Consider the following 11,562-nt stretch of genomic DNA (forward strand, 5'->3'; position numbering starts at 1 on the left):
GGAGCTGTTTTCGCGGGTGTGTTTTGATTGAGTGTTTAATCACCCAAAATCATAATATACGTTTAAAAATGTAAATGAAAAGATGTGGGATATGCAAGCGTGATTAAAATTTCTGTGGATGTCATGGGCGGTGATTACGGTCCAGAAGCAGCTATTGCAGGAGCAGCAATTGTTCAAAAACATTTATCAAATATTTATTTTCTGTTTTATGGGATAGAGGAGATCGTTAAGCCGGTTTTAAAAAAATATCCCTGTTTGAATTCTGTGTCGCGCTTTTATCCTACAGAAAGCTATACACGCATGGATGAAAAGCCAAGCCAAGCACTTCGCAATGGACGTGGTAAATCATCAATGTGGTATGCCGTTGAAGCGGTAAAAAAGGGTGAAGCTGATGCTTGCATTTCTGCCGGTAATACGGGGGCACTTATGGCCATGTCTTATTTTTGTTTAAAAATGTTAGCAGAAGCTGAACGTCCTGGTATTGCAGGTATCTGGCCAACACTTCGCAGTGAGAGTATCGTTTTAGATATTGGAGCAACGATTGGTGCATCTGCTAGTCAGTTGGTTGATTTGGCGGTTATGGGAGCGGGTATGTTTCGCGCTTTATATCACACTGAAAAACCAAGTGTTGGGCTTTTAAATGTGGGGGTGGAAGAAGTTAAAGGGCTTTATGAAATAAAAAAAGCGGGAATGATCTTGCGTGAAGTACAATTAGAAGGATTGGAATATAAAGGATTTGTTGAAGGCAATGACATTGGAAAAGGGACAGTTGATGTTGTTGTAACAGAAGGATTTTCTGGTAATATTGCTTTAAAAACTGCAGAAGGGACCGCGCGGCAGATAGCAGAGATTTTAAATTCTGCACTGCGCAGTTCTTTTTTAACATCTCTTGGTTATTTTTTATCGCGGGGTGCGTTTCGTACACTAAAAAATAAAATGGATCCCGATAGGGTGAATGGAGGAGTACTTTTAGGTTTGAATGGTGTTGTCATAAAAAGTCATGGCAGTGCTAATGCTAATGGTTTTGCTTCTGCTATCCGTGTTGGCTATGAAATGGTTAATAATGGACTTTTACAAAAAATAACGGCTGATTTACGGCGGTTTCATGAGAATAAAGAAACACTTTTTGATCAGGAAGATGAAGTGGCAATGAGTGGAGAATCCTTATGATGAGCTCTTATAATGGAAGTGAAAAATCTGAAGAAAAGGTGAGAGCTGAATGATTCGATCAATTATACGTGGTGTAGGATGTGCTTTGCCGAAAAGAAGTTTATCAAATGATGAGATTGCAAAGTTTGTTGAAACGTCAGATTCATGGATTGTTCAACGTACAGGAATACATCAACGTTATATTGCCAATGAAAATGAAACAACGGTTTCTTTAGGTGTTGAAGCTGCGCAAGCAGCCCTTATAAATGCTGGTCTTACAATAAAGGATATTGATTGTATTATTTTAGCAACCTCAACGCCCAATCGTACTTTTCCTGCTTCTGCTGTTGAAATTCAGTATGCTTTAGGAATGAGCCATGGATTTGCTTTTGATATTCAAGCGGTTTGCTCTGGTTTTATTTTTGCTTTAACAACAGGAGATTCTTATTTACGCTGTGGAGCAGCTAAAAGAATTTTAGTTATTGGATCCGATACATTTTCTCGAATTTTAGATTGGGAAGATCGTACGACATGTGTTTTGTTTGGTGATGGTGCGGGAGCTGCTGTTTTGGAAGCACAAGAAATTAAGGAGGAGATTGCTTTTGAGCGTGGTATATTGTCTGCAAAACTGCGTTCTGATGGGGCTTATATCGATAAGTTGTATGTTGATGGTGGACCTTCAACAACACAAACGACAGGCTATTTGCGTATGGAAGGACGAGAAGTTTTTAAATATGCTGTTGGTATGATAACGGATGTGGTTGATGATTGTTTTGCAGCTGCTGGTATGGATTCTTCACAACTAGATTGGTTTGTACCTCATCAGGCTAATAAGCGCATTATTGAAGCATCTGCTAAAAAACTGAGAATTTCATCAGATAAAGTTGTGATTACCGTTGATAAACATGGTAATACGTCTGCAGCATCAGTTCCATTAGCTTTAACAACAGCTCTTTGCGATGGAAGAATAAAAAAAGGAGATCTTATCATGTTAGAAGCCATGGGAGGTGGATTTACATGGGGAGCAATTCTTATTCGTTGGTAAATTATGGTTACTTGACCATATGTGAATAAAACGTATAAGTCATTTTGTAATTTTTAATATTTGAATGGGTGGTTATAATGACAAGTAAGACAGTAACGCGTGCAGATTTAGCGAGCGTAGTTTGTAAAAAAGTGGGCTTGTCACATACTGAATCAGCAGCTTTGGTCGAATTGGTTTTGGATGAGATTTGCAACTCACTTGTAAGAGGTGAAGCAGTTAAATTATCTTCTTTTGCAACTTTTCAGGTTCGAAGTAAGAATGAACGTATTGGACGCAATCCAAAAACAGGTGTTGAAGCACCTATTCCGCCACGACGTGTTGTGACGTTTAAGGCTGCAAATATCCTTAAACAGAGAATTTTAGATTCACATCGTGCAAGACAAAAAAATGATCTCTCATAAATAAATGCCATGGTAATGTTTGGTACTTGTTAGAAAATGTATAAAATAAAGACTTATGTTTTTTAAAAAAAGGCTGTTTAATAAGTAGTCGAGGTCCTATTTTTGACTAATCTTGTTGAGAAATTGAGATGTAATGAATCATTATCAAATTATTTGTTGTGTTTTAGATAAGGTGTTGCAAAATGGATAAAAGCTCTGAAGCTTTTCGCACAATTAGCGAAGTAGCCGAATTATTGGAGCTCCCGCAGCATGTTTTAAGATTCTGGGAAACACGTTTTAGGCAGATTAAACCAATGAAACGTGGGGGAGGAAGGCGTTACTATCGTCCAGTCGATGTTGATTTGCTCAATGGTATTAAGCAGTTATTGTACGATCAGGGTTATACGATAAAAGGTGTGCAGCGCCTTTTGAAAGAAAATGGTGTTGCTTTTGTGACTGCATTTGGTAATGGCGATCTTGATGCCATGAATGTTGTTATAGAGAAAAAACATGCGGGACAAACTTTTGAAAATACGAGCAATAAACCTAAGAAGTCTTCTTTTGGGCTTTTGAGTTTTATGAGGAATGAGGGGGAAACTTCTGTTGGTTCTGTGAATCTTTACAAAGATAAAACTGATAAAGCGCTACTACAAGAAATTCTGTTTGAACTCATTGAATGTAAACGTGTTCTTGATAGAGCACGATAACAATAATATTTTGTATTGTGCTTCTTTGTTAGCAAAACATGTGTTTTAAAAGTTTTTTTATAAATCAATATTTAGAGTTTAGAGCAGCAATGTGTTTTGTAGATATTTAAACGTTTTAAGTGTGACCCGAAGCTTTATATGTTAAACGAGCATCAAACCTAACATGTTGTATAGTTGACTAATTTTTTAGTCGTGGTTCTTAATTTGATCAAATATGAAGAGAGGAAAGAATGAACGTCGGATTTTATCATTCTCCTTTATAACTCTCAAAGGAAGTTAAAGCGATATCTCATCAGTATAGATTGCGGGGTACTTTTATAGAACATTATTAGGTTGTCATTTACATATTTGTTTTCAAAAGACTTTTAAAGGCTTCTCAGTCCCATTTCGCGACAGCGCCCATGAATGAATGTTATAACGTTAAACTCATTGGACACCACTATTTTTACGCTTGTGAAGAAGCAACACATATCTTGTCAGCGCTCAATGTTGCAACAAGCCCTTGGCACTTGAAATGCTTTAGGCAATTTTTAGTCCTTTCTAAATAGTTTTTTATCCACACGAGCTTCCTCGCTTGTCACGTGCAAACGAATGATTTTTATTGTTGCAACATAAACAGATTTGAAATGAGAGAATCCTATGATATTTAAAATTCTTGTTTAATATGAAAACGGTATATTGTCATTATAAATCAAAGTGTTGTCTTATTTTGATAAAGGCGTATCTTATGAATAAGACACATCGTTATTCTATTCATTTACGTATTTATGATAATCCTGTTTTTAGTTTTTTTGCTTGTTGTTGATGTCATTATCGCAACGATTTATCCATGACGCTAGCATCACCTTCTTGTTATAAAGATAAAAGATCAGCGCTATCAGTTAGTCATTCATATTCAATTGTCTATAATTTTTGCATTTAAAGAGCTTATAGCTCTTATATTCAACTTTTTCACCAACCGGTCTCATAAAGTGTGATCACATGATTTTTACTGATGATCGGTAATGATGTATGAAACGGAAAAATACTACACTTATCAAATCGTTTGATCTTGCACAAAAATCGGTGATTTATAGTAAAAAATTAATGCTTTAGTATCTTCTATGATGTTATGCATTTATTACACGCTGTAAATCTGGAGGTGTGGCCTCATTTGACAGTTGCTTAATTGCATCTTCTACAGATAAAAAGATTTGATTCGGACTTCCTAAACGACGCATATTTACGCTGTTTGTTTCAGCTTCACGTTTGCCACAGACCAAAATGACGGGAACTTTTTGTAAGGAATGTTCTCGTATTTTATAATTAATTTTTTCATTGCGGAGATCTGTTGTTGCGGAAAGTCCAACAGCTTTAAGTCTTGCCGTTATTTTTTGGGCATATTCATTTGCTTCGGATGTAATTGTTGCGACAACAATTTGTTCAGGAGCAAGCCAAAGTGGCATATGTCCAGCAAAATTTTCGATTAATATACCAAGAAAACGCTCCATTGATCCAAAAATGGCACGATGGATCATAACAGGCTGGCGTTTTTCTGAATCTTTATCAATGTAGAATGCACCAAAACGTTCAGGAAGATTAAAGTCTATTTGTGTTGTTCCACATTGCCATTCACGACCGATAGCATCCTTTAATGTATATTCAAATTTTGGACCATAAAAGGCTCCTTCACCTGGAAGGATGCTTGTTTTGATTTGTCCCGCAAATTTTGTTTCAATTGTTTTAAGAACAGATTCCATAATACTTTCTGCATGATCCCATAATGCATCAGATCCAACTCGTTTTTCTGGACGTGTTGAAAGCTTAAGGCTGATTTCTTTAAAACCAAAATCCGCATAAGTTGATAAAATAAGGTCATTAATACTGAGGCATTCATCGGCTAATTGTTCATCCGTACAAAAAATATGCGCATCGTCTTGTGTAAAACTACGCACACGCATAAGACCATGCAAAGAGCCTGAAGGCTCATAACGATGAACAAGACCAAATTCAGCAAGTCTAATAGGCAAATCACGATAAGATTTTAAACCATGTTTAAAAATTTGCACATGGCCAGGACAATTCATTGGTTTAAGGGCATAAACATTCCCATGGTCTGAATCTTCTGCTGCTGGAATTGCTTTGAACATATTTTCCTTATACCAGCCCCAATGCCCCGATATTTCCCAAAGTGACCTATCGAGAACTTGTGGTGCATTAACTTCGGCATATTGATGATCATCAAGGCGTCTACGCATATAGTTGATCAAATTTTGGAACATTTTCCAGCCTTTTTGGTGCCAAAAAATCATTCCTGGCCCTTCTTCTTGAAAATGAAATAAGTCCATTTCACGTCCCAAGCGGCGATGATCACGTTTTTCAGCTTCTTCTAGCATATGGAGGTAGGCTTTTAAGTCATTTTCATTTGCAAATGCTGTTCCATAAATTCTCGTGAGCATTGGATTATTAGCATCACCACGCCAGTAAGCTCCTGCGACTTTCATTAATTTGAAAGCATTTCCAATTTGCCCTGTAGATTGCATATGCGGTCCGCGACAAAGATCAAACCACTCCCCTTGATAATAGATTTTTAAATCTTGATTGTCAGGAATGCTATCAATAAGTTCAACTTTATAAAATTCCTTTTTCTCAGAAAAAACTCTTCTGGCTTTTTCACGAGACCAAATTTCTTTTCTAAAAGGTTTATTGCGTTGGATAATTTCACGCATTTTCTTTTCAATGACGGTGAGATCATCTAATGTGAAAGGTTGTTGGCGTGCAAAATCATAATAGAATCCATTCTCAATCACAGGACCTATTGTTACTTGCGTTTCAGGAAAGAGTTCTTGCACTGCTTCAGCAAGAACATGAGCGCAATCATGCCTTATGAGCTCAAGAGCACGTGAGTCTTCTCGGGTAATAATCTCTACTTGACCAGATTGTCCTAATGGATCCGATAGGTCTCGCGTGATGCCATCAAGACTATAGGCAACAGCTTTTTTTGCGAGTGATTTAGAAATGGATTCTGCTAATTCCAAGCCTGTCATTTCGGCGGGGTAATTACGTTTTGAACCATCGGGAAAAGAAAGAGAAATAGAGCAAGACATAAAAACACCCTCTTAATCCAATTCCGCCAACGATTGCGGATGGTTTCGTGAAAACTGAGTAAAAAGCTTATAGATTAATTTTTCTATCAATACATGCGAAAAAAGAAAAGGATTATTTGTTGTGTTTGTCAGAAATTTTCCAGTAACGCCAAGGTTTATAAAAACAGCAAGAGTGTCCAAGCGAGGGAGGGACTGGATCAAAGCCATCTGTTCCAAAGGGACCACAACGCATAATACGAAAGAGTCCCATCCATGCACCAGCCCAAAGCCCATGGCGTGCGATTGCTTCATATATATATTCTGAACAAGTTGGGGCATGGCGACACTGATTTCCTATAAGGCTCGAAAGTGTTATTTGATAGAAACGTATTAAGAAAATACCCAATAATCGTCCAGGTGTTTTTTGCCAAGCGCCTGTGTAATTTCGAGTCATTTTTTTTTGTTGAAACTGTGATTTGAGCATTTATTTTCTTCAATTTGTTGAATGCAGTCTATCGTTGCATCAAAGGGGAGTAGTGTTGCAGCATGGCGCACTTTATAGTCTTTAATGGGCTGTAAGCAAGAGAAATCCTCAAAGGGAGCTTGAGGGGAAGGACCATCTTGCGTTAGCATTTGATAGATAACTTTACGTAATATTTTAAGATCTTGTGTTGTTTGTCCGATGATATGAGATGCTAAAAGTGACGCTGAGGCTTGCCCTAGCACACATGCGTGTATTTCATGAGAAAAATCTGTCACGATATGATTTTCCACCTTTAAATCTACAGTGATTGTTGAGCCGCAAGGATGTGCATATTTTTTAGAGGTTGCATCAGGATTATTAAGACGCCCAATTCTACTTATATGCGCAGCATATTCGAGTATTTTATCACTATAGATATTATTCATCATGCGCTATTGCCTGAAATTTTGAGAGACGTGATTGTTTAAACTTTTAATTCGCTTATATAGAGATTATACAAAATGGAATAAGCTTGTCGCAAATGTTTTGTATAGAGTAAGGTTGGAGTTTTTGAATGCGTAATGTTGTTAAAGAAGGCGCAAAGGATTCTTTTTTATCTGAAGAAAAGCGTCCGAGTATTGAAGAGGTGGAAGAAGCGATTCGTACATTACTCTTATGGGTAGGGGAAAATCCAAGGAGAGAAGGGCTTTTAGAGACTCCAAAACGTATAGCCAAGGCATATCGCGAACTTTTTAACGGTTATCATCAATCAGTTGAAGAAACCTTAGGAACTGTTTTTGAAGAGGTTTCAGGATACAATGAATCGATAATCGTAAAAAATATACCTTTTTATTCGCACTGTGAACATCATATGATCCCAATTATTGGGAAAGCGTACATAGCCTATCTTCCTGATGCAAAAATTGTTGGACTTTCAAAAATTGCGCGTGTTGTAGATATTTTTTCTCGTCGTTTACAAACACAAGAAGCTATGACTGCGCAAGTGGCTCATGCTTTAGAAATGCATCTAAAACCTCGTGGTGTAGCAGTATTGATCGAGGCTGAGCACATGTGTATGGCTATGAGAGGAATCCAAAAGCAAGGATCTACAACAATTACAAAAAAATTTCATGGTTATTATGAAAAAGATCAAACTGCACAAGCACATTTTATGATGATGGTTCAAAGATCATAGTAAAGACCAAATTTTTAGTAATCTTTAATTAAGTTATAGATCATCCGGATAAAATAAATTATGGGAAAGAGAAAATTGGCTTGTACCTTTCTTTATGATTTGTTAAAGGCTGGAAATCAAAATGTTTTGCTTAATCACGTGCGGTCGTGGCGGAATTGGTAGACGCGCAGCGTTGAGGTCGCTGTGGGGCAACCCGTGGAAGTTCGAGTCTTCTCGACCGCACCACTTATAGATTTTCTACAATATCACTAGGTATCGTCGTTTATCTTATTTCCTTTATAACTCATTGTTTTTACTTCTAAAATTGTATTTTTTATACGACCTTGATATCTAGTGAATCCGTCAAAAGCGCAATTCAAAAGGTGGTTCAAAAGGTGGTTTAAAAAGTGATTAGGAAAACAAGAACGCGTGATAGATTGTCCACCTTATCTGTAAAAAATTTGCCTAAAGGTAAATATGCAGATGGGGCTGGATTATGGCTTATCAAAACAGCACCGAATCAAGGGCGTTGGGTTTTTCGATTCGATTTCAATAAAAAACGTCGTGAAATGGGGTTAGGCTCTTGTAGCGTTGTATCTTTGAAAGAAGCAAGGCTTAAGGCTACAGCTTGCCGTGATCTTTTGCAACAAGGTATTGACCCGATTCGTAAAAGGAAAAATGAAAAGTTACGACAAGCGGTTGATAGTATTTCTTTAAGAGAAATAGTTTTAAGTGCTTTTGAAGCTAAAAAAAGCGAATTGAAAAATGAAGGAACCGCAGCAAGGTGGTTAACACCTCTCACATTGCATGTTTTTCCTAAACTTGGAGATATAGCAATTACTGAATTGACGCAGATTGATATAAAAGAGTGCTTATCCCCTATTTGGAAAACCAAAAACGAAACAGCAAGCAAGGCTTTATCGCGTTTGAATATTGCTATAAAACATGCCGCAGCGCGTGGTATAGATGTGGACATGCAATTGGTACCAAAAGCAAAAGCTTTATTGGGAAAATTTATTCAAAATGTTCAAAATATTCCAGCAATGCCATGGAAAGAAGTTCCAGCTTTTTATCAATCTTTAGATGATAATATTGTATCGAATTTAGCCTTAAAGCTTTTAATTCTAACCGGCGTTCGTTCAATGCCAATTAGGCATATACGGTTGGAGGAGATTAATCAGTCAATATGGACAATCCCAAAAGAAAATATGAAGGGAATAGTTGGAAAGGTTTTTGATTTTCGCGTACCACTTACAGATGAAGCGATTTCTATTATTGAAAAAGCAAAAACAATCGAAAAAAACGGATTTTTGTTTGTTGGAAACTCTGGAAATCCTATATCGGATATGACACTTTCTAAATTTATGAAAGATAGAGGGATTGCATATCGACCACACGGATTCAGATCTAGTCTTCGTGATTGGATAGCAGAGACAACATCAACACCATTTGAAATTGCGGAATTTACGTTGTCTCATTCAGTAGGAAATTCAGTCACAAAAGCTTATATGAGGACTGATTTTTTAGAACAGCGCAGCGCTCTTTTAGAACAGTGGGCGTCTTTTGTGACTGGGCGTTGATTGTTACGATAGTGGAGGTAATTCTATAGAGTCTCTTTCGGCTTTTTTGCTTTCAATATATTGGTCAATTTCAACGATATCCCATTTTAAATATCGCCCTTCTTTTATTGGTTTAGGGAAAATTCCATCTTTTACAAGCTCTCTAATGCACGTCATAGACATTCCAAGATAAATTGAAAGATCTTGTATATTGACGAGTCTTTGCAAGCGCATTGATAATAAAGCTTGTTCAAATAAACTTACTTTTTTTATTGAGTCTATTAATTTTTCTTCTTTCATTTAACTGGTCCTTCTTCTTTATAGAATTATGAAAAGGCGGGGGCTAGGGAATATGCAAGAACAAAGCCCCCCAAAAGTTCAGGCGGCTTTAGTTGAGATTCTTTGTATCTCTCGTTCTATTTCTGCTAAAAAGTTTTCAACCGCTTGATTAATCTGTTCAATTTGCTTTTCATCACGGTGAATGCGTTTGATTTTCATACGCAAGTGAGATGAATCCCCCGCAAAACGCGGGTCATAACTGATAAAATCACACCATTTGCGCTCTGTACAAGCCATTTGGAATTGCATTTGTGCAAGATATTCTGGTTTGATCTCATTATTGATAAAGAAACGCATGTGGGTAGTTGATCTTGGGCATTTGATTTCAATTAATCCGTCTTTATCAATAAGACCATCAGGGCTTGCCCCCGCCATTTTTATTGTGGGGTGTTGGATAAAGCCGCATTGAGTAACGTCAGTATCATAAATGAATGCATATTCTCTCAAGGCATCTTCTTCATGTTCAATTCCCCATCTCATATCTTCAGTTTCATAATAGGGGCTTGCTTCGCTTATTAAGCGCTCTGTAATGAGTTTAATTTTATAGTCTTCATATTTGCTTGTAGGGGTTCCCTTTGCTGTTTTACTAATAACGTTGTAAATATTTGAAGCGGTGACTTTTCCTAAACGGGCTTGAAACCATTGTGCTGTTCTTTGTTCCATTTCACACCGCCATTTCTTGTTCTTGTTGAGTTGGTGCATATTCAATATCTTGGACATGAATATATTCGGCATCTTGTATAGACGCGTTTATTTGCTCTTGTTGCGTGTGAGATTGTAGAGCTCTTTCTCTTTGAATGTTTTTCCTTTTTTCCAAAAGCGCCAAAACCTCTTGTGCTTTTTCACAAGACAGATCTGTTAGGTTTTCTACATTTGCGTAAGAGAGAAGATTATTTTCATTGGTTCCAGTCTCTTTAATCAATTCTTTGATTTGTTCAAGCATGTCATAAGAAATAAGTTGTACTTGTGTGGTATTATTAATACGAGCCGCTTCATCTTCTTCATAAATACCGGAAAAACCGAAAGCATAGCGAGCACATTGTATAGTTGCTTTATGACGCAACATACGTGCTGGATATTTGCTCCATGGGTCACTGTTTTCTTTCTTACATTCCTTTAAATATTCGGTAACCTCGATAGGGTCTTTAATGCCTTTGAGACGAATAGCACATTTGATAGCAATCAAATTACCGTCTTTATCGAGTTGATCTTGAAAAGTCATGCCATCGAATTGAGAATTAGATTTGATGATTTTAATCCACCCATCAATAGAGACAACAGGGATAATACCGCCGCCTTTTTTAGGGAATGCATAGATTTCTTTTGTTAATGGGTTTAATCCATAAGTATTGGCAACAGAGATAAAAGCAGCGAATTCTTCATCAGAGAAGTTATGATTGATACATGTTTTGATAATTGTTTTACGAAATTCATCATGAGAAAACCCATATTTTTTTGCCATAGTGGCTAATTGTGCATTTGTCATTATTGTTTCCTTGATTTGCGCGCAATTCCCCCGTGGCGTGAATCACGCTTGTGTTAAAAATTGTTTGGTTGGTTGTTAGAAAGGATTGTAATCCTCTGTTGAAGGTTCGCGGTTATCGCCAATCATGGCTAGTCCAGAAAGTTCAAAGTCTCCATAAACATTTACATAACCGCAGACCAATACCTTGTCGTAAAT

General features: G+C 37.1%; 12 protein-coding genes and 1 tRNA gene. 7 read left to right on the top strand and 6 right to left on the bottom strand.

From position 1 onward, the window contains the following. The first annotated feature begins 99 nt into the window (after window positions 1–99). From plsX to PVV66_RS05260, 4 genes are all read left to right on the top strand, one after another. A complete protein-coding gene (plsX, locus tag PVV66_RS05245; protein WP_273718081.1) occupies window positions 100–1,170 on the top strand; it encodes a phosphate acyltransferase PlsX in 1,071 nt (356 codons plus the stop codon). Window positions 1,171–1,219: 49 nt separating this feature from the next. After that, complete coding sequence (locus PVV66_RS05250) at window positions 1,220–2,194, top strand: beta-ketoacyl-ACP synthase III (RefSeq protein WP_273718083.1); 975 nt, start codon at window positions 1,220–1,222, stop codon at window positions 2,192–2,194. A 77-nt stretch (window positions 2,195–2,271) separates the two neighbouring features. Then, window positions 2,272–2,595: an integration host factor subunit alpha gene (locus tag PVV66_RS05255; RefSeq protein ID WP_273718085.1), complete on the top strand. Its 324-nt coding sequence runs from the start codon at window positions 2,272–2,274 to the stop codon at window positions 2,593–2,595. A gap of 182 nt (window positions 2,596–2,777) precedes the next feature. Continuing rightward, a complete protein-coding gene (locus tag PVV66_RS05260) occupies window positions 2,778–3,281 on the top strand; it encodes a MerR family transcriptional regulator (RefSeq protein ID WP_273718087.1) in 504 nt (167 codons plus the stop codon). Between the two features lie 1,109 nt (window positions 3,282–4,390). Here PVV66_RS05260 and thrS read toward each other — a convergent pair. The 3 genes from thrS to PVV66_RS05275 all read right to left on the bottom strand — a co-directional run bounded on the left by thrS (window position 4,391) and on the right by PVV66_RS05275 (window position 7,258). Continuing rightward, window positions 4,391–6,367, bottom strand: a complete 1,977-nt coding sequence (gene thrS, locus PVV66_RS05265) for a threonine--tRNA ligase (protein ID WP_273718089.1) — start codon at window positions 6,365–6,367, stop codon at window positions 4,391–4,393. Window positions 6,368–6,479: 112 nt separating this feature from the next. Beyond that, the gene (gene yidD / locus PVV66_RS05270) at window positions 6,480–6,830 is read right to left on the bottom strand and encodes a membrane protein insertion efficiency factor YidD (protein ID WP_012231851.1); all 351 of its coding nucleotides are present in this window, start codon (window positions 6,828–6,830) and stop codon (window positions 6,480–6,482) included. Next, on the bottom strand, window positions 6,797–7,258 hold the full coding sequence (locus PVV66_RS05275; protein ID WP_273718093.1) for an iron-sulfur cluster assembly scaffold protein: 462 nt from the start codon (window positions 7,256–7,258) through the stop codon (window positions 6,797–6,799). Before PVV66_RS05275 ends, yidD begins: the two co-directional genes overlap by 34 nt. 125 nt (window positions 7,259–7,383) lie before the next feature. On the opposite strand from PVV66_RS05275, the gene folE reads away from it, so the two are divergent. From folE to PVV66_RS05290, 3 genes are all read left to right on the top strand, one after another. Continuing rightward, the gene (folE, locus tag PVV66_RS05280; RefSeq protein ID WP_273718095.1) at window positions 7,384–8,004 is read left to right on the top strand and encodes a GTP cyclohydrolase I FolE; all 621 of its coding nucleotides are present in this window, start codon (window positions 7,384–7,386) and stop codon (window positions 8,002–8,004) included. Between the two features lie 140 nt (window positions 8,005–8,144). Then, a tRNA-Leu gene (locus PVV66_RS05285) sits at window positions 8,145–8,229 on the top strand. A 161-nt stretch (window positions 8,230–8,390) separates the two neighbouring features. Continuing rightward, on the top strand, window positions 8,391–9,563 hold the full coding sequence (locus PVV66_RS05290) for a site-specific integrase (protein ID WP_273718096.1): 1,173 nt from the start codon (window positions 8,391–8,393) through the stop codon (window positions 9,561–9,563). Between the two features lie 3 nt (window positions 9,564–9,566). Here PVV66_RS05290 and PVV66_RS05295 read toward each other — a convergent pair whose 3' ends face one another. From PVV66_RS05295 to bet, 3 genes are all read right to left on the bottom strand, one after another. Next, window positions 9,567–9,842 carry an AlpA family transcriptional regulator gene (locus tag PVV66_RS05295; RefSeq protein WP_273718097.1) on the bottom strand — a complete coding sequence of 92 codons (276 nt, stop codon included), beginning with the start codon at window positions 9,840–9,842 and terminating at the stop codon, window positions 9,567–9,569. Window positions 9,843–9,920: 78 nt separating this feature from the next. Further along, complete coding sequence (locus PVV66_RS05300) at window positions 9,921–10,544, bottom strand: lambda exonuclease family protein (RefSeq protein ID WP_273718099.1); 624 nt, start codon at window positions 10,542–10,544, stop codon at window positions 9,921–9,923. Window position 10,545: 1 nt separating this feature from the next. After that, window positions 10,546–11,367, bottom strand: coding sequence for a phage recombination protein Bet (gene bet / locus PVV66_RS05305; protein ID WP_273718102.1), 822 nt, complete (start codon window positions 11,365–11,367; stop codon window positions 10,546–10,548). Window positions 11,368–11,562 lie beyond the last annotated feature (195 nt).

The organism is Bartonella sp. AU16XJBT (genome assembly GCF_028618665.1).
Lineage (GTDB): Bacteria > Pseudomonadota > Alphaproteobacteria > Rhizobiales > Rhizobiaceae > Bartonella.